The following is a 21,561-nucleotide window of genomic DNA, read 5'->3' as shown; positions in this document are numbered from 1 at the left end:
GAGCGTTTCTATATGGTTTACTATCTCATTGTCTGCCGTTCCCTGACCTACGCCCAGCGGACGGCCTCCGCTCTGGAGCGGGCGGGCATTACGGCCCACATCCTCCGCTCGCCAAAGATGATTTCCGGGGAGGGGTGTAGCCACTCCGTCAAGGTTTCGGAACGCAATCTGGCCCCGGCGCTGCTGATTTTGGGCCGCGTCGGGCTGACGCCCAAGCGCATCTATATCATGTCCAGCGACGGCAGCTATAAAGAGGTTCTGCTATGATCTATCTTGACAGCGCGGCCACAACCTTACAAAAACCGCCCGCCGTGGCGCGGGCGGTTTCGTCCGCAGTGGGGCGCCTGGCAACCCCTGGCCGCGGCGGGCATGTTCCCGCCATGCGGGCGGCAGAAACCGCCTTTCTCTGCCGTCAGGCAGCGGCGGAGCTCTTTCAGGTGGAGAGCCCAGAACAGGTGGTGTTCACCTCCAACGCCACCCATGGGCTGAATCTCGCCATTCATTCCCTGTTGAAGCCCGGGGACGCCGTGGTGATCTCCGGCTATGAGCACAACGCCGTCACCCGACCGCTCCACGCCCTTGGTGTCAATATCCGGGTGGCTGCAGGCCCGCTCTTTGATCCGGAGGCTCAAGTCCGCGCCTTTGAGCGCCAGCTGGACGAGACGGTGAGGGCCGTCATTTGTAACCATGTGTCCAACGTGTTCGGCTTCATCCTGCCGGTGGAGGGCATCGCGGCCCTGTGCCGGGAACGTGGAATTCCCTTTGTGCTGGACGCCTCCCAGTCGGCCGGGTGTCTGCCCGTCCACATGGGGGAGCTGGGCGCAGCCTTTGTCGCCATGCCGGGACACAAGGGACTTTACGGTCCCCAGGGCACCGGCCTGCTGCTCTGCGGGGCGGAGACCCACCCACTACTCATGGGCGGCACCGGAAGCGCCTCGGCGCTCCAGGCCATGCCCGATTTCCTGCCCGACCGCCTGGAGGCAGGCACCCACAACATGCCCGGCATTGCCGGCCTGCTGGAGGGACTTCGTTATGTTCAGACACAGGGGACGGAGCGTATTTTGACCCATGAGCGCCGCCTGATCCGCCAAGCGGCTGCCGGACTGTCCCGCATTCCCGGCGTGACTGTCTACGGGGATGGGGGAGCCGTCCAGGCCGGCGTGCTCTCCTTCCAGATAGACGGAATGGACTGTGAAGCGGTAGGCGAGGCCCTGGGCGCCAGAGGGATTGCCGTCCGTGCCGGCCTGCACTGCGCGCCGCTGGCCCATCAGTCGGCCGGGACGCTGGAGGCTGGGACAGTCCGCGCCAGCGTCTCCGCCTTCAATACACCCCGGGAAGTCGAGCGCTTCACACAGGAGGTTGCGCGGCTGACCGCCGGGCAAAAATAGCCGCGTCTGCGGCTATTTTTTGTGTCTGCACACAGGGCCTGTTCACAGAAAATTGATTTCCCTTCTACTTGTCAACCGCCTGTGAATACAGTATAATAAATCAGTTAAAGGATATACATGTACTCTGCGGGAAGCAAGGATGCCGGCGCGGCCGGAAGCGGGAGACGAGGAAATGGAAGGCATTTTGTATTTGCTCCAGGAATTCAAGGGAAAGGTCGTCCTGTTTGGTATCTCTGATGTGGTTGATATCGCGATCATGGCCTTTCTTATCTATAAGGTGATTATGCTGATGCGCCGCACCAACTCCGGCGCGGTGGCCAAGGGCGTACTGCTGCTGCTGTTTGCCCTGGGTGTCTCCACCTTCTTCCACCTCAACACGGTCAGCTATCTGCTTCAGCAGCTCATGGTGTGGGGTGTGGTAGCCCTGGTGGTCATTTTCCAGCCTGAAATCCGCCGCTTTCTGGAGCAGATGGGCCGCACCAGCCTCGGGAAGGTGTTTACACCGGAGGAGGCACGCAACGAGCTGGACAGTGCCATCACTCAGACGGTGGATGCCTATACGTCCCTTTCCAAGAGCAAGACCGGCGCGCTGATGGTGTTTGAGCGGAAAAACATGCTGGATGATGCCATCAAGACCGGAACCGCGCTGGACTGTACGGTGAATGCCGAACTGCTGAAAAATATCTTCTGGAACAAGGCCCCGCTCCACGACGGCGCGGTGATTGTCCGCGCTGGACGGATTGTGGGCGCGGGCTGTATGCTTCCCATGTCGGGCAATGTAAATCTGTCGCGGGAGTTGGGCATGCGCCACCGGGCAGGCATCGGAGCAAGTGAGCACACGGACGCCGTGGTGGCTATTGTCTCGGAGGAGACCGGCTCCATCTCCGTGGCGGTGGGCGGCATGCTCAAGCGCCACCTGGCGCCGGAGACTCTGGAGCGCCTGCTCCGCAATGAGCTGCTTCCGGAACGGGAGAATGACGAGGCCGCGTCCAAATTCAAGCTGGGCAATCTGCTCCGCTTTGGAAAGGGGAAAAAGCAGGATGGGAACGAAAATTCTTAACAGCCGGTGGTTCTATGTGGTGCTCTCCATCCTGCTGGCGTTTCTCCTCTGGGTCTACGTCGGCAACGACCCCAACTCGGTGGACACCGGAACCCTGCGGAATGTCCGGGTGGTATTCAGTGGATTGGAAAAGCTTGAAGAGCGGGGACTGATGATCTCTGAGGGAGCAGAGCAGACGGTCAATTTGCAGCTGTCTGCCCGCGGCGAGGTGTGGAGCCGCCTGAACCAGGGAGATACCACTGTGGTGGTGGATGTCTCCGGTATTACCGAGCCAGGGGAGCAGAGTGTGGCTATTACCTCACGCAACATCAATTTTCCCCGCTCCATCACCATAATCGACTCCATTGACGTACGCTACACCAGCCCAAGTACCATCGACTTCACCGTTTCCCGCTGGAGCAGCAAGGAGATCCCGGTTCAAGGAACCTTTAACGGCAGCGTGGCCGAAGGCTTCCAACGCCGTGACTTCTCCTTCGCGCCGGATACCATTACCGTCAGCGGCCAGGAGGAGTTGGTCAGTCAGGTGGATCACGCCCAAGTCACCATCTCTCAGGAGGATATGAATTCCACCTACAGCGCCGACTGTAGCTATACCCTCATCGGCACCAACGGCCAGCCCATCGCCGCCGGCCTGGTGGAGACGGAACCGGAGACCGTGCTGGTTACCCTCCCGGTGGAGAAGATGAAGGAGGTGGAGCTAACCGTGGATCTCATTCCCGGCGGCGGCGCCACCGCAGATAATGTAACCGTAGACATTGAGCCCAGAACCCTGATGGTAGCGGGCAGCGCAGAGATCCTGGATCAGTTGGACCGCATCAGCCTGGGGGAGATTGACCTGTCCAAGGTATTTGGCACCCTGACACAGTCTATGACGATTAATTTGGACCCATCCCTGACCAATGTCAGCGGCACTACAGAGGCCAAGGTAACCGTCACCGTGGAGGGCTTGGTCACTAAGACACTGGAGGCTGGAAATATTGAGATTATCAATAAGCCGGGCGGCTATGAGATCACACGCAACACCCAGTCCTGCACGGTTTTGATCCGCGGCACCCAGGAAGCCGTAGATGCGGTCACGGCCTCCCAAGTCCGGATTGTGGCCGATCTGTCCAACCTGGATCTGTCCACCGGAAGCCGGACAGTGCCGGTCAAGGTCTATCTGGATGGCAGCAGCGAGGTGGGCGTGGTCGGTGAGTACAACATTTCCATTTCGGTCTCAAGATCGTAGAAATCAGGTGAAAGTATGGTTCAAACAGCAAAGGTAACCCGCGTCCTGGCTGACGGCAGGGCGGAGGTGGCCGTCAAGCGTCAGTCTGCCTGCGGCCACGACTGCTCCAAATGCGGCGGAGGCTGCAGCGAACTGATGGTCAGCTCCACCGTAGCAGTGATTGCCGCCAATCCGGTCCGGGCCATGCCCGGCGACATGGTGACGGTGGAGTCCTCCACCAGCCGGGTACTGGGCGCGGCTGTGATCGTCTATCTGGTGCCCTTCCTGCTCTTTTTCGCCGGCTATTTCCTCTGTGCGGCTTTCCGGCTCTCTTCGGGAGTCAGCGCGGCCGTCGGGGTGGCCGGGTTCGCACTAGGGCTCCTGCTGGCCGTTCTGTGGGACCGCCGGGTGCGCAGGCAGCAGGCCATTTCCTTCTGCATTACCGCCATTGCGCCGGAGGCCTGATGTTCGGCTATGTGCGCCCCAACCGGGACGAGTTGAAAGTGCGCGAGCTGCGGGACTACGAGGCCCTCTACTGCGGACTCTGCCGCGCATTGGGAAGGCGGCACGGCTTTTTCACCCGGTTCTTTCTGAACTACGACTTTACCTTTCTCGCCATGCTCTTGGACGGCTCGAAGCCTACGGCGGAGCGGAAGCGCTGTCCGGCCCGCCTCTGGTGTCGGAAAAAAGGCTGCATCTGCGCCGGAAGCGTGGATGCGGCGGCGGACGCTGGAACCATCCTCAGCTATTGGAAGCTGCGGGACACGGTGGCGGACGGTCCCTTCTGGAAGGGAAATGCCGCCCGGGTTCTGTCCTTTCTGCTCCGACCCGGCTACCGCCGGGCGGCCCAGGCCCGGCCGGAGTTTGACCGGGCGGTGCGAAGCTGTCTGGAGGAGCTCCAGGCCCTGGAGCAGGAGGGCTCTCCCTCGCTGGACCGGACGGCGGACACCTTTGCCCGCATCCTGGCGGCGGCCGCCCTTCCAGAGCAGTCCTCCGCCCGGACCCGCGCCCTGGAGCAGCTCCTCTACCATGTGGGGCGGTGGATTTACCTGGTGGACGCCTGGGACGATCTGGAGGAGGACGGACGCACCGGGTCCTACAACCCCATTGCCGCCCGTTTTCCGGAGCAGGTGGAGGCGAACCGGGATTATCTGCGCACCACCCTTCTCCACTCTCTGAACCTGGCCCGCTCCGCCTGTGCGCTCCTGGAGCTGGGCCACTGGCAGGGCGCCGTGGAGAATATCCTCTATCTGGGGCTGCCTATGGTGGAGGAGCTGGTTTTTACCGGCCGTTGGAAGGCCGTCAATCATCAAAACAGGAGAAGGATTTCATGACAGATCCGTACATTGTGCTGGGGGTCAAGCCCGACGCCAGCGACGAGGAGATCAAACGCGCCTACCGGGAGCTGGCCCGGAAATACCACCCGGACAACTATCAAAACAACCCCCTGGCCGATCTGGCCGAGGAGAAGATGAAGGAGATCAACGAGGCCTACGATACCATTACCAAGATGCGCAGCGGGGGAGGGGCCTCCGGCGGCTACCAGAGCCAGGGGGCCTACCGCGGCTCCTACCAGGGCGGCTATCAGCAGCAGTACTCCAGCGCCTCCTCAGGGAGCCTCTACAACCAGGTACGGCAGGCCATCAACATGGGCGACATCGGCCGGGCCGAGCAGCTCCTCCGCGGCGCTGCCAGCCAGGATGCCGAGTGGCACTTTCTCACCGGGTCCATCGCCTACCGCAAGGGCTGGCTGGACGAGGCCACCCAGCATTTCCAGATGGCCTGCAACATGGACCCGGCCAACGGGGAGTACCGGCAGGCGCTGATGATGATGCGCCAGGGTGGACAGGCCTACCGCCCCTACGGCTACGGCGGTGGGATCGACGCCTGCGACTGCTGTACGGCCTGCCTTTGCATGAACATGTGCTGTGGGAACTGAGCCATGCGAAACCATACTGAAACGGGCGCAAGCCGGGTGGCCTTGGTGGGCGTGCTGGCTGCGCTGTCGCTGATCGCCCTCTATCTCTCCGCCGTCTCGCCCACGGCGCGGATGGGTATTGTAGCCATTGCCGGCCTCTTTCCTGCGGGGGCGGTGGTGTCGGCCGGGCTGAAGGCGGGGTTCTTCTGCTACGGCGCAGCAGGCCTGCTGGGCCTGCTGCTGGTGCCCGACAAGGCCAACGCCCTGCTCTACCTGCTCTTTTTCGGCCTCTGGCCCATGCTCAAGAGCCTGCTGGAGCGCATTCCCGCCCGGCCGCTGGAGTGGCTGTGCAAGCTGGCGGTATTCAACGCCGTTCTGACCCTGTTCTGGTTCGGTCTGCACAGCCTGTTTCTGCCCTTCCTGCCGGAGACGCTGCAAGCGCCTTGGATGGTCTATGCGGCGGGGAACGCAGCCTTTGTGATTTACGACGTGGGCTTCTCCAAGCTTATCTCCTTTTATGTGGCCCGGGTGGACAGGGTATTGCGAAAGACTTCCTAGTCTGGTATAATTTTTGAATAGCCTCAGAACAAAAGACGAATGGAACAGGGGGAACCCGCGTTGGTGAAAAGTATGACGGGCTACGGCAGGGGAGAGGCCGTGGTCCATGGCCGCTCCATCACTGTGGAGCTGCGCTCCGTCAATAACCGCTATCTGGACTGCACCATCAAGCTGCCCCGCATCTATGTGTTTGCGGAGGACGCCATCAAATCCAAGGTACAGGCCCATATCTCCCGGGGCAAGGTGGATGTGTTCGTCACCATCGGCCCGTCGGAGAACGGGGATGTATCCATCTCGGTCAACAAGCCTGCTGCGGATGGCTACTATGCCGCGCTGTGCGCGCTGCGGGACAGCTACGGCTTAAAGGACGACATTTCGGTTTCCCTGCTCTCCCGGTTCCAGGATGTCTTCCTGGTGGAGAAGAGCCAGGAGGATCTGGAGGCCGTGAGCACGGACATCTGCTCCGTGCTGGAGCTGGCCCTTCAGGACTTTGACGCCATGCGGGCGCGGGAGGGCGAAAAGCTCTTCCAGGATGTGACCGGCCGGGCACGCACCATCGAGGCCCTCACTACCAGGGTGGAGGAGCGCGCCCCCGGCATTGTGGCCGACTACCGGGCCCGCCTGAGCGCCAAAATGGCGGAGGTGCTTCAGAACACCCAGCTTGATGAGAGCCGCATCCTCACCGAGGCCGCCATCTATGCCGACAAGGTGGCTGTGGACGAGGAGACCGTCCGCCTGCGCAGTCACCTGTCCCAACTGGACCACATGCTGGCCCAGGAGGGACCCGTAGGCCGCAAGCTGGACTTTCTGATCCAGGAGTTCAACCGGGAGGCCAACACCATCGGCTCCAAATGCAATGATATTGAGACCGCCGGATACGTGGTGGATATCAAGGCCGAGATCGAGAAGATCCGGGAACAGATCCAGAACATCGAGTAAGGCGGTGGGGCAGGATGAAGCTTATCAATATCGGATTTGGAAACATGGTTTCCGCCGGACGGCTCATCGCTATTGTCAGCCCGGAGTCGGCCCCCATTAAGCGCATGGTCCAGGAGGCCCGGGACCGGGGTGTGCTCATTGATGCCACCTATGGGCGGCGCACCCGGGCGGTGCTCATCATGGACAGCGACCACATCGTTCTCTCGGCCCTACAGCCAGAGACAGTGGCCGGGCGGCTGGGCGGCCGGGAGAACGAGCCCGCCCCAGAGGAGGATGAGGACGCATGAACCTGAAAAAGAAAACCAGGGGGCAGCTTATTGTGCTCTCCGGCCCGTCTGGTGTGGGCAAGAGCACGGTGATCTCCGAGCTCCTGAGCGAACGGGAAAACATCTACTTCTCCGTTTCCTTCACCACCCGCCAGCCACGGGTGGGAGAGGAGGACGGCGTCAACTACAATTTTGTCAGCCGGGAGCAGTTTGAGTCCATGATTTCCGGCGGTGAGCTGTTGGAATACGCCGAATATGTCCATAATTACTACGGCACCTCCCTTCGCCTGATCGAGGAGAAGCTGTCCGCCGGCACCGACGTGCTGCTGGATATTGAGGTGCAGGGCGCGGCCAAGGTGCGGGCCAAGTGCCCAGACGCGGTTTTTATCTTTATCATCCCCCCCTCCTTTGAGGAGCTCTCCCGCCGCCTGCACCGCCGGGCCACCGACGCGGAGGAGGTCATCCAGGGCCGCCTCCAGAAGGCCCGTGAGGAGTGCAAGCAGATCCCCAATTATGACTATCTGGTGGTCAACGACAAGGTATCCGAGGCCGCGGGCGAGATCATCGCCATCCTGACGGCGGAGAGCTGCCGTACCAAGCACCGAATCAATCTTGTGGAAGGAGTCTGATCCAATATGATGCTCGAACCCCCGATGAACCAACTGCTCAAGCAGGTACCCAGCCGCTATATGCTGGTGAACGTAGTGGCCCAGCGGGCCCGCCAGGTGGCCAGCGAGGCGGAGGATGCCGGGATTCCGCTGGACGACAAGCCCGTGACCATCGCTATCCGCGAGGTGGCCGAGGGCAAGGTTGAGCTGAACGACGAGGAGTGAGCATAAGGCAAGCGACGGGGAAGCGCCCGGCGCTTGCCTTTTCTGGAGGAAAGGGGGGCGGAGAGATGGAGGGGAATACCGTGGCCAAGATCGCGCTGCAGGCCGCTACCTACGCCATCGACAAGCCCTACGACTACCAGGTACCGCCGGAGCTGCTGGACACCCTGCGCCCCGGTATGCGGGTGATCGTCCCCTTCGGGGCGGGCAACCGCCGGACGGAGGGCATCGTCCTGGCGCTGGAGGGCGGGTACCCGGACGACCCAAGGCACAAGAGCATTCTCACCGTTCTGGACGAAGAGCCGGTGCTGGACGGCGAGGCCCTCCGGCTGGCCCTGTGGATGCGGGAACGCTGGTTCTGCACCGTGTACGACGCGGCCCGGGCCATGCTCCCGGCGGGGCTGTACTTCTCCCTTCAGGATCGCTGGAAGCTGGCCCCCGGCGTGGACCGGGAGGCGGCCTATGCGGCGGCGGGCCGGTCAGAGCACGCCCGGCGCATCGTGGAGTTGCTCTTCGCCTCGGGGCGGGAGGCGGATGTGACCCAAATCAAGGAGGCGTTCGGGACAAAAGATCCCAATCCCGCCCTCAAGCTGCTGCGGGACAAGGGCATTCTCACCTTGGAAACCAGCGCCTCCCGGGGGGTGGGGGACAAGAAAGAGCTGGTGGCCTCGCTGGCCATCCCGCCCGAGGAGGCCATGGCCCTGGTCACGCCAAGGCGCCGCTCCGCGCCCCTGCGGTACGCCGTGACCGAGCTGCTGTGCGCCCTCGGCAGCGCCTCGGCTAAGGAGCTGTGCTACTTCACCGGGGCCGCCAACGCCACCCTGCGCTCTTTGGAAAAGAGCGGTATCCTGCGCCTGGAACACCGTGAGGTGTTCCGTCGGGTGACGGTGGAGGCGGGGGGGCGGGCCGCCCCCCCGGTGCTCAACGCCGAGCAGCAGGCGGCCTTTGAGGGACTGGACGCCCTGGCGGCGGCCGGAAGACCCGCTGCCGCCCTGCTGTACGGGGTGACGGGCAGCGGCAAGACCCAGGTGTATCTCCGGTTGATCTATGAGGCACTGGCCCGGGGCCGTACCGCCATGGTGCTGGTGCCCGAGATCGCCCTGACCCCCCAGCTCCTGCGCATCTTCGCCTCCCACTTCGGGGATGACATCGCTGTGCTCCACTCGTCCCTGCGGGCGGGGGAGCGGTACGACGAGTGGAAGCGGGTGAGGAGCGGGCAGGCCCGGGTGGTCATCGGCACCCGCTCCGCCGTGTTCGCCCCCCTGCGGAATCTGGGGCTGCTGATTCTGGACGAGGAGCAGGAGTCCACCTACAAATCGGAGAACGTCCCGAAATACCACGCCCGCGACGTGGCAAAATACCGCTGTGCTCAGAATGACGCCCTGCTGGTGCTGGGCTCGGCCACCCCCTCGGTGGAGAGCATGTACCACGCCAGGCGGGGGGACTACCGCCTGTTCACCCTGCGCCGCCGGTACAACGAGCAGGCCATGCCGGAGGTGCTCATCGCCGACATGAAACAGGAGCTCCGCGCCGGCAACGGCACCTCCCTCAGCGGGCCCCTCAGGGCCGGGCTGGCCGCCGCCATGGAGGCGGGGGAGCAGAGTATTCTCTTCCTCAACCGCCGGGGGGCCAGCCGCATGGTCACCTGCGGCGAGTGCGGCGAGGTGCCCAAGTGCCCCCGCTGCTCCGTCCACCTGACCTACCACTCGGCCAACGGTCGGCTCATGTGCCACTACTGCGGCCACTCCGAGCCGCTGCCCGACGCCTGCCCCTCCTGCGGCGGGGCGTTGAACTTCCTCGGCTACGGCACCCAGAAGGTGGAGGAGGAGCTCCACGCCGCCTTTCCGGGGCGGGAGATCCTGCGGATGGACACCGACACCGTCTCCGCCACCCAGAGCCACGAGAAGCTGCTCTCCCGGTTTGAGAAGGAGCGGATTCCAGTGCTGGTGGGCACCCAGATGGTGGCCAAGGGGCTGGATTTTGAGAATGTCACCCTGGTGGGGGTGATCTCCGCCGACCTCTCCCTGTATGTGGACGACTACCGGGCGGGGGAGCGCACCTTTTCCCTGCTCACCCAGGTGGTAGGCCGGGCCGGGCGGGGGGCCAAACAGGGGAGGGCGGTCATCCAGACCTTTACCCCGGAGAATGACGTGATCCGCTGCGCCGCCCGTCAGGACTACGACAGCTTCTATGAGCAGGAGATCGAGCTGCGCCGGATGCGCCTGTGCCCGCCCTTTCGGGAGCTGTTTGTCCTGACGGCCTCGGGGCTGCTGGAGAGCGCGGTGCTGCGCACCTGTATGCGCCTGCGGCGCTCCCTGGAGGGGTGGCTGGCCCAGCCGCCGTTTCGGGACTGGGAGCTGACCGTCCTTGGCCCCGCCCCGGCCAGCGTGGCCAAGATCAACGACCGCTACCGCTACCGCCTGACTCTGGCGGCACAAAATACAAAGGAAATTCGCGCCATGGTGGCCCATCTGGTCCGCTGTGCGCAAACCGACAAGGAAAACAAGGGGGTGTCCGTCTCGGCGGACGTGAACCCACTGGATTAAGGAGGAAACACCATGGCCCTGCGCAAGATTTTGACGGATGGAGACCCTGCCCTGCACAAGATGTGCCGCCCGGTCACCAGCTTTGACGCCCGCCTGCACACGCTGCTGGACGATCTGAAGGAGACCCTGGCGGATGCCAACGGGGCTGGCCTGGCCGCCCCCCAGGTGGGGATTCTCCGCCGGGTGGTCATTGTGGTGGACGCCGAGGACAACATGCTGGAGCTGGTCAACCCCGAGATTCTCACCCAGGAGGGGGAGCAGGAGGGCTTTGAGGGCTGCCTGTCGGTGCCCGGCCGCTGGGGCGTGGTCAAGCGCCCCTACAAGGTACGGGTGCGCGCCCAGGACCGCAGCGGCAATTTCTTTGAGGCCGAGGGGGAGGAGATCGTGGCCCGCTGCTTCTGCCACGAGATTGAGCATCTGGACGGCCACCTGTTCACCGAGCATGCCGACCGGCTCTACACCACTGAGGAGCTGGACCGCATGATGGAGGAGCAGGGAGAATGAGAATTCTGTTTATGGGCACCCCCGATTTTGCTGTACCCTCCCTGGAAGCGCTCATTGCCGCCGGGCACACGGTCTGCGGGGTATTCACCCAGCCTGACAAGCCCAGGAACCGTGGCATGAAGCTCCAGGCACCGCCGGTCAAGGTGTGCGCTTTGGCCCACAATATCCCGGTCTATCAGCCCGTCAAGCTGCGGGACGGCGCGGCTCTGGTGCTGATTCAGGAGCTGGCTCCCGAGCTGATTGTGGTGGCCGCCTACGGCCGCATTCTGCCGGACGAGATCCTGGCCGCACCCCCAAAGGGGTGCATCAACGTCCACTCGTCCCTGCTGCCCAACTACCGGGGGGCGGCCCCCATCCACTGGGCGGTGCTCAACGGGGAGCGCGAGACCGGCGTGACCATCATGCACATGGCCCACGATCTGGACGCCGGCGACATCATCGCCCAGGCCGCCACCCCCATTGATCCCGACGAGACTGTGGTGGCCCTTCACGACCGCCTGGCGGTGCTGGGGGCGGAGTTGCTGGTGAACGTGGTGGCGGATATTGCAGCCGGTACCGCTGTCCGCATCCCTCAGGAGCACGACAAGGCCACCCTGGCCCCCATGCTGAGCCGGGAGCTCTCCCCTATGGACTGGAGCCGGCCCGCCCGGGCGCTCCACAATCAGGTGCGGGGGCTGATTCCCTGGCCGGCTGCTGTCACTGAGCTGGGCGGCAATCGCTGTAAAGTATTTTCCACTTCCGTACTGGATGCCACGACTTCCGCCGCCCCCGGCACTATCCTGGCCGCCGGGAAGGAGGGAATTCAGGTGGCCTGCGGGGAAGGCACGGTGCTGCGCATTGACGAGCTCCAGGCCGACGGCGGCAAGCGCATGAAGGCCGCCGACTATCTGCGGGGGCACCCCATCCCTGTGGGATGATCCATCTGCTCTGGACGCTGGCGGTCTCTGGAGTAGTGCTGGCCCTGGGGCTGTCTCTGTTGCTCCGGTGGCTGGGGGCCGCCGGACTTCCGGCGCCCTGTGCCGTACCGGCATCTGCCTCCAGAGGCTGTGAGGTAAGCCGCCGGGAGCTTCTGCATGTGTTCTCCGCCGCCCTGCTCTTCCGCCTGACCGTCTTTCTGGCGGTGGCCGCGCTGGCCTGCCTGGTGCTCTACCCGGGTACCGGTCTGTCCTGGGCCACGGATATCTGGAAGAAATGGGATGCATGGCACTACGTTGGCTTGGCCGAACTGGGCTACACCGGCTATTGGGAGGACGGCAGACCCCTGTTTCTGGTCTTTTTCCCCCTCTATCCCTGGCTGGTGCGGCTGGTTTGCCCCTTGACGGGGCATAATACCATGGCGGCGGGCTTGATGGTGTCCTTTTTGTGCTATTCCGCGGGGTGCGTCTACCTGTACCGGCTGGCGGCCTGGGAGCTGGGGAAAGGTGCCGCCCGGCGGACGGTTCTCTTTTTGTCTCTCTTTCCATATGCCTTTTTCTTCGGCGGGGTGATGACCGAGGGGCTGTTCCTGCTGACTACGGCCGCCGCTCTCTGGCACATCCGCCGCCACCGTTGGTGGCGGGCGGGTATGTGGGGTGTTTTGGCCGCTATGACCCGCATGCATGGTCTGTTACTCATTGGGGCGGCGGGAGCGGAATTGGTAGAGAGTCTGGGGAAATTTGACGGGAGGGCCATCCTCCGCCGCCTGCCGGCGGTACTGCTGCCCGCTGTGGGCAGCCTGGCCTATCTCGGCCTCAACGCCGCCGTGGCGGGGGATCCCTTTGCCTTTACGGTGATGCAGGAACACTGGAGCCAGGGCTTCTGCTGGATCTCAGACACCCTGTGGTATGTGCTGCAAAACGCCCTGTCCTACTATGACGAGGCGATACGGGTTCAGATCTGGATTCCCACCCTGCTACTCTTTGCCGCCTTTTTTGCCCTGCTCTGGTACGCCTGCGGGCGGTTCCGGAGTATGTATACGCTCTATGCCTTCGCCTATCTGGTGCTCAACTACTCCCTGTCCTGGCTGCTCAGCGCCGGGCGCTACCTGTCCTGCGCCCTGCCGTTCTTCCTGTTCGCCGCTGCGCTGACGGAAAAACGGCCCCGGCTCACCGCCCTGCTGGCGGGCGGGATGGGGGTCGGGTTCCTGGCGAACCTGTGGTGCTACCTGTTGGGCGGGCAGATTATGTGAACGGAGGTTTCCATGCCGTTTTTCTACTATTACGATCCCTATTACTGGATGATCCTGGTACCGGCCATGCTGATCGCCCTGCTGGCCCAGCTCAATGTGTCCTCCACCTTCAACCGTTACTCCCGTATGGCCAGCCGCCGGGGCTTTACCGGCGCCCAGGCGGCGGAAGCAGTATTGCGGGCCCACGGCATTCAAAATGTGCGCATTGAGCGGGTCTCCGGCCGGCTGACCGACCACTACGATCCCCGGAGCAATGTGATCCGCCTGTCCGACGCGGTGTACGGCTCCAACAGCATCGCGTCGGTGGGAGTGGCCGCCCACGAGGCGGGCCATGCGGTGCAGTACGCGGTGGGGTACGGCCCCATCAAGCTGCGCTCCGCCCTGGTGCCCATCTGCAATATCGGCTCCCAGCTCTCCCTGATCCTGATCGTCATCGGCCTGCTGCTCTACTCCCAGCCCCTGTTCGGCGTGGGCGTGCTGCTGTTTGCCACGGCGGTGGTGTTCCAGCTTGTAACGCTGCCGGTGGAGTTCAACGCCTCCCGCCGGGCCATTGCCAGCCTGGAGGGTACCCATCTGCTGGAGGACGATGAGCTGCGGGGTGCCCGCAAGGTGCTGGGGGCCGCCGCCATGACTTATGTGGCAGCCCTGCTGGTCTCCCTGGCTCAGCTGCTGCGGTTCCTGCTGGCCTTTGCAGGACGACGGAGGGATTAGATGAAGCAGGCCCGAGAAGTTGCACTGGACGCCCTTACCGCCTGCGAGAGGCAGGGGGCGTGGTCAGACGGATATCTGAAAAAGGCCATCGGCGGAGCGAAGCTGGACGGCCGTGACGCCGCCCTGGCGACCCGGCTGTGCTTCGGTGTACTCCAAAACCGGATGTTGCTGGATTTTTACCTTTCAAAGCTGTGTGCCACCCCGCTGCACAAGCTGGAGGCGTCTATCCGCAACCTGCTGCGCCTGGGAGCCTATCAGCTTTTGTATCTGAACCGGGTGCCGGATCACGCCGCCGTCAGCGAGGCGGTGTCCTTGGCCCGAAAGAAGGCCAAAAATCCTAGGGCCGCAGGGCTGGTCAACGGGGTGCTCCGCAGCCTGATCCGCCAGCGGGAGGCGCTGCAGCCGCCCGCCGACCTCTCCACCCGGTACAGCCATCCTCAGTGGCTGGTGGATTCCTTCGTTGCCCGGCTGGGCAGGGAGGAGGCGGAGGCACTGTTGGCCGCCGATAACCGCGAGCCGCCCACCTGTGCCCAGGTAAACACCCTCAAAATCTCCGCAGAGGAGCTGGCTGCCATGCTGACGGTCGAGGGGGTGGCAGTGGAACCCCATCCCTGGCTGCCGGACTGCCTGTTCCTGAACGGCACCGGGAGTCTGGAACACCTGGAGGCGTTCCAGAAGGGGTACTTTTACATCCAGGATGCCGCCGCCCATCTGGCGGTGCTGGCCGCCGCGCCGCAGCCGGGGTGGAGGGTGCTGGATGCCTGCGCAGCCCCTGGAGGCAAATCCTTCGCCGCCGCTATCGCCATGGAGAACCAGGGGAGCGTCACCTCCTGTGATATTCACCCCCACAAGCTGCGCCTGATCGAGGCGGGCTATCAGCGGCTGGGCCTGGATATCATCCATGCAAACCTGTTGGACGGCAAGGAGCGAAAAGCCGAATTACTTAACAGCTTTGATCTGGTACTCGCCGATGTACCCTGCTCCGGCTTGGGTATCATCCGCAAGAAGCCGGACATTCGCTACAAGGATCCTAAGCCTCTGGAGAACCTGCCCCGTGTGCAGGCCGCCATTCTGGACAATGTGGCGGATTATGTGCGCCCGGACGGCGTGCTTCTCTACGCCACCTGCACCCTGCTGGGGCGGGAGAATGAGGGAGTCGTGAGGGCGTTTTTAGACAAGCGGAGAGACTTTACATTAGATGGATTCCAAGTCCCTGGCCCCTTCTTGGATACAGATACCGGCATGCTCACCTGCTGGCCCCATCGCCATGGCACCGACGGATTTTTCTTTGCCAGGCTGAGGAGGAAAGATGATGGAAACCTTTGAAGTGTATCCAAACAAGGGCATAGGCCCTTTCCGCCTGGGCATGACAGAAGATAAGGTGGTTGAGCTTCAGAACTGTCTGTTTCCCGGAGTCTTTCCGGGCTATTACTGCAGGACGGACTATCTGGACGGCAGGCTGGCCGGGGTTGGCCTGCTTGCGGACGAGAATCGGCAGATACTCTGGGATGGACTGGAACTGACCCATGTGCACGTGGAGGAGCTCATTCCGCGCCTGGCACGAGAGGCCGAGTTTGCCTGCGATTGCGTGGATCCGGAGCTGGCCTGCAACTATCGCTTCCCGACCCTTGGCCTGGAGCTGTGGCGGGAGATGGCCTACCACCCTAAGCTGCTGGATAATCCGGAATTTCAGGCGCACATGCGTGTCCTTCCGGAGAATCTGGAGTATGAGCAGACCCACGGCTGGACGTTCCAGGCGGTATGGGTGCGCAGTTCCGCCTCCATGGCGGCTCTTCCGCTGGAGCCATGCCGGGCCCCTTACGACGGCGGGCCGTACCACCCAACCCCGGAACCACGGCCCGTTACGCCGGAACGGCTGGCAGCGGTGGCAAAAAAATACGGACTGGAGCCGCCGGGGAGGCCCGGCGGGGGAGAGAACGCATGACCGACATCAAATCCATGAATCTGACCGAGATGGCCGCCTATTTCAAGGAGCTGGGGGAGCCGGCGTTTCGAGCCAAGCAGGTGTTCCAGTGGCTTCACCGGGGCGTATTCTCTTTTGACGAGATGACCAACCTCTCCAAGCCTCTGCGGGAGAAGCTGGCCGCCTCCTGTATCCTCTACGCGCCCCAGGTGGAGCGCAAGCAGGTCTCCGCCCTGGACGGCACCATCAAGTACCTGTGGCGGCTGGGAGACGGAAACTGTATTGAAACGGTTTTGATGCGCTATCATCATGGGAATACTGTGTGCATCTCCTCTCAGGTGGGATGCCGCATGGGCTGTGCTTTCTGCGCCTCCACACTAGGGGGCAAGGTGCGGGACTTAACACCCGCTGAGATGCTGGATCAGGTGCTTTTCACCCAGATGGACTCCGGAGCCCCGGTCAGCAACATCGTGCTCATGGGCATTGGGGAGCCGCTGGACAACTTCGACACGGTGCTCCGCTTTCTGGAGCTGGTCAACAGCCCCGATGGACTGAACATCGGTATGCGGCACATCTCGCTGTCCACCTGCGGCCTGACTGAAAAAATTGACAAATTGGCCGACCATCAGTTACAATTAACGTTGTCTGTGTCCCTGCACGCCCCCGACGACGAAACCCGGAGCCGCATCATGCCGGTCAACCGGAGCGTGGGGGTGGAGAAGCTGTTCGCCGCCTGCCGCCGGTATTTTGAAAAGACCGGCCGGCGGATCTCCTATGAATACGCCATGATTGACGGAGTTAACGACGCCGACTGGCAGGCAGATCTGCTGGCTCGGCACCTGAAGGGGACGCCGGGGCATGTGAACCTGATTCCCCTCAACAATGTGGAGGAGAGCCCCCTCAAGCCCAGCAGGCGGGTGGCGGCCTTCCAGAAGCGGCTGGAGAGCCACGGCATCACCGCCACAGTACGCCGCAAGCTGGGGGGCGATATTGACGCCTCCTGCGGTCAGCTCCGCCGCAAGACAATGCAGCAGGAACACACTTAACATAAGTCGGCTCACGCCTGGCCGCGCAGGGCGTGAACAGAGGCAGACTCGCGCGGGAAAGAGGCAAGTTCAGTATGATACACGCATGGGGTATTACCGACAAAGGCGCGGTAAGAACACAAAATCAGGACGGTTTCTACTTAGACGTTCCTTCAGAGCACCTGGCGGTCGGCGTCGTGTGCGACGGGATGGGCGGGGCCAAGGCGGGCAATATCGCCAGTCTCATCGCCGTGGAAACCTTCGTGGACGCCCTGCAGGGCATGCAGCCGGACGGCGATGGCGAGGCCGGGCCAGCCGCCGTTCTTTCGCGGGCGGCGGAGACCGCCAATACGGCAGTCTATCACCGGGCCGTCACCGACCCGGACTGCCGCGGCATGGGCACCACTATGGTGGCGGCCTTGGTGGTGGAGCAGACCGCTTATCTGCTCAACATCGGAGACAGCCGGGCCTATCACATCAATGAAGACGGGATCACCCGCCTGACCCGGGACCACTCGGTGGTGGAGGACATGGTGGCGCGGGGGGACATCACCCCCGAGGAGGCCCGTACTCATCCCCGGAAGAACCTGATCACCCGGGCACTGGGCTCTGAGGAGCGCATCCGGGCAGATCTGTACGAGAAGGAGCTCCAGCCGGGGGACTTCCTGCTGCTCTGCTCCGACGGGCTGAGCAACATCGTCACGGACCAGGAGCTGCTCTACGAGGCCATCCACGGCGGGGAGCCGTCGGACTGCTGCCAGCGCCTGCTCCACATCACTCTGTCCAGAGGCGCGCCGGACAACGTTACGGCGGTCCTCTTTCAGATCGTTTAAAAGGGGGTAATGAACTATGGATCAGTACATAGGGAAATTACTCGACAACCGATATGAGATCATTGAGCGCATCGGGACGGGCGGTATGGCCGTGGTCTACAAGGGACGGGATCACCGCCTCAACCGGCTGGTGGCGGTGAAGATTCTCAAAGAGGAGCTGGCTCAGGACGCCGAGTTCCGCCGCCGGTTCCACGATGAGTCCCAGGCCGTCGCCATGCTCTCCCATCCCAACATCATGGCGGTCTACGATGTGTCCCACTCCACGGAGCTGGATTACATCGTTATGGAGCTCATCGACGGCATCACCCTCAAGCAGTATATGCAGAAGAAGGGAGGCAAGCTGGCCTGGCGGGAGGCGCTGCACTTCATCACTCAGATCATGAAGGCCCTCTCCCACGCCCACAGCCGGGGGATCATCCACCGGGATATCAAGCCCCACAACATGATGGTGTTGCGGGACGGCAGCCTGAAGGTGGCCGATTTCGGCATCGCCCGGCTCACCTCCGCCGCCCAGGCCACCCTGACCCAGGAGGCCCTGGGCTCAGTACACTATATCTCGCCGGAGCAGGCCCGCGGCAGCCATATCGACGCCCGCAGCGATATCTACTCCGCCGGTGTGGTACTCTATGAGATGATCACCGGCCGCCTGCCCTATGAGGGGGAGTCCCCGGTGGCGGTGGCCATCCAGCACATCAACTCCATTCCGCTCTCCCCACGGGAGATCGACCCAGAGATCCCAGAGGCTCTGGAGGCCATCACCATGAAAGCTATGGCCTCGGATGTCAACCAGCGCTATGTATCGGCAGACGCCATGCTGGTGGATCTGGAGGAGTTCCGCAAGAATCCCAGCATCAATTTCGACTATACGCCCGCCGATCTGCTCATCGCCGACGGCGACGAGCCTACTCAGATTCTGGGCGCCAACACACCCCATACCGTGCGCTCCCAGCCGGCCCATGCCAGCCGGGCCGCGTCGGAGGAGCCCTATGCCCGTCCCACACCGAAGCCCCGCAAAAGCCGTGCGGTTCCCCTTGAGGACGAGGTGGACTACGACGACTATCCGGACCGGCGGGATGGGGGCGGCAGTCGTCTGCCCATTATTCTGGCTATTGCAGCAGTGGCCGTGTTTGTAGTCGGCATCGGCGTATTTCTCTGGGTCTCCTTCTTCAGCAGCCCGGGGCAGACTGTCTACAATGTCCCTAATCTGGTGGGTAAGACCATCGAGGAAGCGCGGGCGGACAGCGGCGTAACCGTGGCTCAATTTCAGGTCGTAGAGGGGCAGGAAGTGGACAGCACTTTACCCAAAGGACAGATTGTGAACCAGGATCCGCAATCGGGACGCAACGCTGCGGCGGGAACCACCATCACTGTCGATATCAGCAACGGCAGCGGCAGCACCGACGTGGAGGAGAACCGGATGCCCAACCTGGTGAATCAGGATAAGCGTCTGGCCATCAATACCCTGCGGGAACTCGGCTTCACCGAGGAGGCCGGTAATCTGGTTATCCGGGAGGAGACCTCGGAGGATGTAACCAAGGACTATGTGATTTCCACCGACCCGGTGGCGGAGACCGATCTGGCCGATGTGGAGAAGGTCACTCTTGTAGTCAGCAGCGGTGTCAAGACGGAAACCTCTGTTATTATCCCGTTCCTCGGCATGACAGAGCAGGAGGCCCGCGCTAAGGCCGAGGGAACGCTGGGACTGGTGGTCGTATTTGACGAGCCTCAGTACAGCAATGACTACGCCGAGGGTCTGGTCTGCTGGCAGTCCATCCAGACGGGTACTGAGGTCGATAAGGGTTCCACCATCCATCTGCGCCTGAGCAAAGGGGCAGATCCCTCCACCTCTCCCGACCCGGAGATCACCCCGACTCCCACGCCGGGGGCCTCTACCGACCCGGAGGTTTCCCCCACACCAGGCAGCGGAGGTGCGCTGAAGCCCATCAGCTATACGGTAAATCTGGCCAGCTCCGACAAGGAGACTGTCCGTGTCCGGGTCACAGTCAACGGGCAGGATCAGTTCAATGAGGACGTACAGACCGTACTAGGCGTCCGGGTGGTAACACTTTATGGAACCGGCTTCCAGCAAGTGGATGTCTATCTTGACGGGCAGCTCTCCGAGACCCGCATGATGAACTTCGGCTGATGGAAGGGATTATTTTAAAGGCCCTCAGCGGCTTCTATTACGTGGACGGCGGAGATGGGGTTCTGGTCGCCTGCCGCGGAAGGGGAAAGTTCCGCCATCAGAGGATCACCCCCCTGGTGGGGGACAGGGTCATCTTCACCCCTCTGGATAGCGGGGCGGGGATTCTCGATGAAATCCTGCCCCGCAGGAACGAATTTCAGCGGCCGGCGGTGGCCAACATTGATCAGCTCGTAGTCATTGCCTCCGGCGCCATTCCAGTTACCGACCCATTCCTGATTGACCGCGTGGTTTCCATTGCGGAGGGGCGGAACTGCCAGCCGGTCATCTGCATCAACAAGTGCGACCTGGATGCGGCGGAGGAGCTCTATCAGACCTACCGCGCTGCCGGGTTCCCCACCCTCCGGGTGAGCGCCGAGACAGGAGAGGGACTGGAGGAGCTCTCTGGGGCAATTGCTGGAAAGGTTTCTGCCTTTACAGGAAATTCCGGTGTGGGCAAATCCAGCATACTCAACGCCCTGGAGCCCGGCTTCCGCCTCCTGGTGGGGGAGGTCTCCGACAAGCTGGGCCGTGGCCGCCATACTACCCGCCATGTGGAGCTGTTTCGGCTCCGCTCCGGCGCCATTGTGGCAGATACCCCCGGCTTCTCCTCCTTCGACACGGAGGAGATAGAGCTCCGTCGCCCTGAGGAACTGCAATATACCTTTCGGGAGTTCGCCCCTTATCTGGAGCAATGCCGATTCACCGGCTGTTCTCATGTAAAGGAAAAGGGCTGTGCAGTTCTTGCTGCGGTAAAGGCTGGAGAGATCGCCCCCAGCCGTCACGCCAGCTATGTACGGCTGTATCAGCAGGCAAAGGAAGTGCCCGAATGGGAACGGAAATGAAGCGCGCGCTGCTTTTCGGCTCAGTCCCCTGCGGAGACGGGGCCTTTCTCCGCCCTTATCTGGACGGTGGCGGATGGACGGTCTTCTGTGCCGACGGCGGGGTACGCAACGCCCGTGCGGCCGGACTGCGGCCGGACTATCTGATCGGCGACTGGGACTCCGGCGGTGCGCCGGAGGGCGATGTCCCCTGCATCACGCTTCCGGTGGAAAAGGATATGACAGACCTCCAGGCAGCGGTGGATCAGGCACTGGAGCTGGATTACCGGGAGCTCCTGCTGTGCGGCTGTACTGGGGGACGGCTGGACCATACCGCCTCCAACTTGGTGCTTCTGGAGTGGATCGCCGACCACGGCGGCCGGGCGCTGTTGGTGGATGCCGATAATGAGGTGCGCCTGCTGGACAGTGGAGTGCTGCGGCTAACCAACCGTCCCTGCTATCACTACCTCTCTCTGGTTCCTCTGGATCGCCGCGTGACCGGCGTCACCCTGCGGGGACTCAAATATCCGCTGACCGACGCGGTACTCACTCGCGGCGACACCCTCTCAGTGAGTAATGAGCCGCTGGGCGACGAGGTGGAGATCTGCCTTTCCGCCGGCCGCGCCCTGCTGATCCGGAGCCAGCGCGTCTGATGGACTGGGAACCCTTGGCCGCCTCCTGC

24 protein-coding genes are annotated in these 21,561 nt (G+C 62.8%); all 24 read left to right on the top strand.

All coding sequences use genetic code 11. From position 1 onward, the window contains the following. Nucleotides 1–12 precede the first annotated feature (12 nt). The 24 genes from ACESY8_RS10260 (at nucleotide 13) to ACESY8_RS10145 (ending at nucleotide 21,532) form a co-directional block, all read left to right on the top strand. Nucleotides 13–267 (top strand): putative Se/S carrier protein, encoded by a 255-nt coding sequence (locus tag ACESY8_RS10260; RefSeq protein WP_007488777.1) that lies wholly within the window; start codon nucleotides 13–15, stop codon nucleotides 265–267. After that, a complete protein-coding gene (locus ACESY8_RS10255) occupies nucleotides 264–1,388 on the top strand; it encodes an aminotransferase class V-fold PLP-dependent enzyme (protein ID WP_009256889.1) in 1,125 nt (374 codons plus the stop codon). Before ACESY8_RS10260 ends, ACESY8_RS10255 begins: the two co-directional genes overlap by 4 nt. A 172-nt stretch (nucleotides 1,389–1,560) precedes the next feature. Further along, nucleotides 1,561–2,448 carry a diadenylate cyclase CdaA gene (gene cdaA / locus ACESY8_RS10250; protein WP_044940654.1) on the top strand — a complete coding sequence of 296 codons (888 nt, stop codon included), beginning with the start codon at nucleotides 1,561–1,563 and terminating at the stop codon, nucleotides 2,446–2,448. Further along, nucleotides 2,429–3,676: a CdaR family protein gene (locus tag ACESY8_RS10245; protein WP_054338330.1), complete on the top strand. Its 1,248-nt coding sequence runs from the start codon at nucleotides 2,429–2,431 to the stop codon at nucleotides 3,674–3,676. The genes cdaA and ACESY8_RS10245 overlap by 20 nt, the downstream gene beginning before the upstream one ends. Before the next feature lie 15 nt (nucleotides 3,677–3,691). Beyond that, nucleotides 3,692–4,120 carry a SoxR reducing system RseC family protein gene (locus ACESY8_RS10240; protein ID WP_007488783.1) on the top strand — a complete coding sequence of 143 codons (429 nt, stop codon included), beginning with the start codon at nucleotides 3,692–3,694 and terminating at the stop codon, nucleotides 4,118–4,120. Continuing rightward, entirely contained in the window at nucleotides 4,120–4,989 is an 870-nt protein-coding gene (locus tag ACESY8_RS10235; protein ID WP_054338331.1) for a DUF5685 family protein, read from the top strand. The genes ACESY8_RS10240 and ACESY8_RS10235 overlap by 1 nt, the downstream gene beginning before the upstream one ends. Continuing rightward, nucleotides 4,986–5,594 carry a J domain-containing protein gene (locus tag ACESY8_RS10230; RefSeq protein WP_021632372.1) on the top strand — a complete coding sequence of 203 codons (609 nt, stop codon included), beginning with the start codon at nucleotides 4,986–4,988 and terminating at the stop codon, nucleotides 5,592–5,594. Before ACESY8_RS10235 ends, ACESY8_RS10230 begins: the two co-directional genes overlap by 4 nt. Nucleotides 5,595–5,597: 3 nt before the next feature. Then, nucleotides 5,598–6,131 carry a hypothetical protein gene (locus ACESY8_RS10225; protein ID WP_054338332.1) on the top strand — a complete coding sequence of 178 codons (534 nt, stop codon included), beginning with the start codon at nucleotides 5,598–5,600 and terminating at the stop codon, nucleotides 6,129–6,131. Nucleotides 6,132–6,203: 72 nt separating this feature from the next. Next, nucleotides 6,204–7,070, top strand: a complete 867-nt coding sequence (locus ACESY8_RS10220) for a YicC/YloC family endoribonuclease (RefSeq protein ID WP_243427618.1) — start codon at nucleotides 6,204–6,206, stop codon at nucleotides 7,068–7,070. Between the two features lie 14 nt (nucleotides 7,071–7,084). Beyond that, complete coding sequence (gene remA / locus ACESY8_RS10215; RefSeq protein WP_007489025.1) at nucleotides 7,085–7,357, top strand: extracellular matrix/biofilm regulator RemA; 273 nt, start codon at nucleotides 7,085–7,087, stop codon at nucleotides 7,355–7,357. Then, on the top strand, nucleotides 7,354–7,965 hold the full coding sequence (gmk, locus tag ACESY8_RS10210) for a guanylate kinase (protein WP_007489024.1): 612 nt from the start codon (nucleotides 7,354–7,356) through the stop codon (nucleotides 7,963–7,965). Before remA ends, gmk begins: the two co-directional genes overlap by 4 nt. Before the next feature lie 6 nt (nucleotides 7,966–7,971). After that, on the top strand, nucleotides 7,972–8,169 hold the full coding sequence (gene rpoZ / locus ACESY8_RS10205; RefSeq protein ID WP_007489023.1) for a DNA-directed RNA polymerase subunit omega: 198 nt from the start codon (nucleotides 7,972–7,974) through the stop codon (nucleotides 8,167–8,169). Between the two features lie 65 nt (nucleotides 8,170–8,234). Beyond that, nucleotides 8,235–10,712: a replication restart helicase PriA gene (gene priA / locus ACESY8_RS10200; protein ID WP_498794726.1), complete on the top strand. Its 2,478-nt coding sequence runs from the start codon at nucleotides 8,235–8,237 to the stop codon at nucleotides 10,710–10,712. Nucleotides 10,713–10,724: 12 nt separating this feature from the next. Continuing rightward, nucleotides 10,725–11,216, top strand: coding sequence for a peptide deformylase (gene def, locus ACESY8_RS10195; RefSeq protein WP_054338334.1), 492 nt, complete (start codon nucleotides 10,725–10,727; stop codon nucleotides 11,214–11,216). Next, complete coding sequence (fmt, locus tag ACESY8_RS10190; protein WP_204682277.1) at nucleotides 11,213–12,133, top strand: methionyl-tRNA formyltransferase; 921 nt, start codon at nucleotides 11,213–11,215, stop codon at nucleotides 12,131–12,133. The genes def and fmt overlap by 4 nt, the downstream gene beginning before the upstream one ends. After that, on the top strand, nucleotides 12,130–13,383 hold the full coding sequence (locus ACESY8_RS10185) for a glycosyltransferase family 39 protein (protein ID WP_434307660.1): 1,254 nt from the start codon (nucleotides 12,130–12,132) through the stop codon (nucleotides 13,381–13,383). Before fmt ends, ACESY8_RS10185 begins: the two co-directional genes overlap by 4 nt. Nucleotides 13,384–13,395: 12 nt before the next feature. Beyond that, complete coding sequence (locus ACESY8_RS10180) at nucleotides 13,396–14,094, top strand: zinc metallopeptidase (RefSeq protein ID WP_021632380.1); 699 nt, start codon at nucleotides 13,396–13,398, stop codon at nucleotides 14,092–14,094. Next, entirely contained in the window at nucleotides 14,095–15,420 is a 1,326-nt protein-coding gene (gene rsmB, locus ACESY8_RS10175; RefSeq protein ID WP_204682275.1) for a 16S rRNA (cytosine(967)-C(5))-methyltransferase RsmB, read from the top strand. It begins immediately after the preceding gene. Beyond that, a complete protein-coding gene (locus ACESY8_RS10170) occupies nucleotides 15,407–16,039 on the top strand; it encodes a hypothetical protein (protein ID WP_204682273.1) in 633 nt (210 codons plus the stop codon). Before rsmB ends, ACESY8_RS10170 begins: the two co-directional genes overlap by 14 nt. Next, nucleotides 16,036–17,064: a dual-specificity RNA methyltransferase RlmN gene (rlmN, locus tag ACESY8_RS10165; protein ID WP_054338335.1), complete on the top strand. Its 1,029-nt coding sequence runs from the start codon at nucleotides 16,036–16,038 to the stop codon at nucleotides 17,062–17,064. Before ACESY8_RS10170 ends, rlmN begins: the two co-directional genes overlap by 4 nt. 74 nt (nucleotides 17,065–17,138) lie before the next feature. Continuing rightward, entirely contained in the window at nucleotides 17,139–17,876 is a 738-nt protein-coding gene (locus ACESY8_RS10160; protein WP_007489010.1) for a Stp1/IreP family PP2C-type Ser/Thr phosphatase, read from the top strand. A 16-nt stretch (nucleotides 17,877–17,892) separates the two neighbouring features. Next, on the top strand, nucleotides 17,893–20,022 hold the full coding sequence (gene pknB / locus ACESY8_RS10155; protein WP_054338336.1) for a Stk1 family PASTA domain-containing Ser/Thr kinase: 2,130 nt from the start codon (nucleotides 17,893–17,895) through the stop codon (nucleotides 20,020–20,022). Next, nucleotides 20,022–20,903: a ribosome small subunit-dependent GTPase A gene (rsgA, locus tag ACESY8_RS10150; protein ID WP_054338337.1), complete on the top strand. Its 882-nt coding sequence runs from the start codon at nucleotides 20,022–20,024 to the stop codon at nucleotides 20,901–20,903. Before pknB ends, rsgA begins: the two co-directional genes overlap by 1 nt. Continuing rightward, nucleotides 20,888–21,532, top strand: a complete 645-nt coding sequence (locus tag ACESY8_RS10145) for a thiamine diphosphokinase (protein WP_009256875.1) — start codon at nucleotides 20,888–20,890, stop codon at nucleotides 21,530–21,532. The genes rsgA and ACESY8_RS10145 overlap by 16 nt, the downstream gene beginning before the upstream one ends. Nucleotides 21,533–21,561 lie beyond the last annotated feature (29 nt).

Origin of the sequence: Clostridium sp. ATCC BAA-442, assembly GCF_964239415.1 — a bacterium.
In the GTDB taxonomy this organism is placed as follows: domain Bacteria; phylum Bacillota; class Clostridia; order Oscillospirales; family Oscillospiraceae; genus Flavonifractor; species Flavonifractor plautii.
The sequence above is the reverse complement of the archived record's forward strand: the minus strand, read 5'-3'. Positions and strand labels throughout refer to the sequence as shown.

Excerpts from the sequence above, each read along its gene's own strand:
- ACESY8_RS10260 (WP_007488777.1), top strand. The coding sequence starts at position 13 with ATGGTTTACTATCTCATTGTCTGCCGTTCCCTGACCTACGCCCAGCGG.
- ACESY8_RS10255 (WP_009256889.1), top strand. The coding sequence starts at position 264 with ATGATCTATCTTGACAGCGCGGCCACAACCTTACAAAAACCGCCCGCC.
- cdaA (WP_044940654.1), top strand. The coding sequence starts at position 1,561 with ATGGAAGGCATTTTGTATTTGCTCCAGGAATTCAAGGGAAAGGTCGTC.
- ACESY8_RS10245 (WP_054338330.1), top strand. The coding sequence starts at position 2,429 with ATGGGAACGAAAATTCTTAACAGCCGGTGGTTCTATGTGGTGCTCTCC.
- ACESY8_RS10240 (WP_007488783.1), top strand. The coding sequence starts at position 3,692 with ATGGTTCAAACAGCAAAGGTAACCCGCGTCCTGGCTGACGGCAGGGCG.
- ACESY8_RS10235 (WP_054338331.1), top strand. The coding sequence starts at position 4,120 with ATGTTCGGCTATGTGCGCCCCAACCGGGACGAGTTGAAAGTGCGCGAG.
- ACESY8_RS10230 (WP_021632372.1), top strand. The coding sequence starts at position 4,986 with ATGACAGATCCGTACATTGTGCTGGGGGTCAAGCCCGACGCCAGCGAC.
- ACESY8_RS10225 (WP_054338332.1), top strand. The coding sequence starts at position 5,598 with ATGCGAAACCATACTGAAACGGGCGCAAGCCGGGTGGCCTTGGTGGGC.
- ACESY8_RS10220 (WP_243427618.1), top strand. The coding sequence starts at position 6,204 with ATGACGGGCTACGGCAGGGGAGAGGCCGTGGTCCATGGCCGCTCCATC.
- remA (WP_007489025.1), top strand. The coding sequence starts at position 7,085 with ATGAAGCTTATCAATATCGGATTTGGAAACATGGTTTCCGCCGGACGG.
- gmk (WP_007489024.1), top strand. The coding sequence starts at position 7,354 with ATGAACCTGAAAAAGAAAACCAGGGGGCAGCTTATTGTGCTCTCCGGC.
- rpoZ (WP_007489023.1), top strand. The coding sequence starts at position 7,972 with ATGATGCTCGAACCCCCGATGAACCAACTGCTCAAGCAGGTACCCAGC.
- priA (WP_498794726.1), top strand. The coding sequence starts at position 8,235 with ATGGAGGGGAATACCGTGGCCAAGATCGCGCTGCAGGCCGCTACCTAC.
- def (WP_054338334.1), top strand. The coding sequence starts at position 10,725 with ATGGCCCTGCGCAAGATTTTGACGGATGGAGACCCTGCCCTGCACAAG.
- fmt (WP_204682277.1), top strand. The coding sequence starts at position 11,213 with ATGAGAATTCTGTTTATGGGCACCCCCGATTTTGCTGTACCCTCCCTG.
- ACESY8_RS10185 (WP_434307660.1), top strand. The coding sequence starts at position 12,130 with ATGATCCATCTGCTCTGGACGCTGGCGGTCTCTGGAGTAGTGCTGGCC.
- ACESY8_RS10180 (WP_021632380.1), top strand. The coding sequence starts at position 13,396 with ATGCCGTTTTTCTACTATTACGATCCCTATTACTGGATGATCCTGGTA.
- rsmB (WP_204682275.1), top strand. The coding sequence starts at position 14,095 with ATGAAGCAGGCCCGAGAAGTTGCACTGGACGCCCTTACCGCCTGCGAG.
- ACESY8_RS10170 (WP_204682273.1), top strand. The coding sequence starts at position 15,407 with ATGGAAACCTTTGAAGTGTATCCAAACAAGGGCATAGGCCCTTTCCGC.
- rlmN (WP_054338335.1), top strand. The coding sequence starts at position 16,036 with ATGACCGACATCAAATCCATGAATCTGACCGAGATGGCCGCCTATTTC.
- ACESY8_RS10160 (WP_007489010.1), top strand. The coding sequence starts at position 17,139 with ATGATACACGCATGGGGTATTACCGACAAAGGCGCGGTAAGAACACAA.
- pknB (WP_054338336.1), top strand. The coding sequence starts at position 17,893 with ATGGATCAGTACATAGGGAAATTACTCGACAACCGATATGAGATCATT.
- rsgA (WP_054338337.1), top strand. The coding sequence starts at position 20,022 with ATGGAAGGGATTATTTTAAAGGCCCTCAGCGGCTTCTATTACGTGGAC.
- ACESY8_RS10145 (WP_009256875.1), top strand. The coding sequence starts at position 20,888 with ATGGGAACGGAAATGAAGCGCGCGCTGCTTTTCGGCTCAGTCCCCTGC.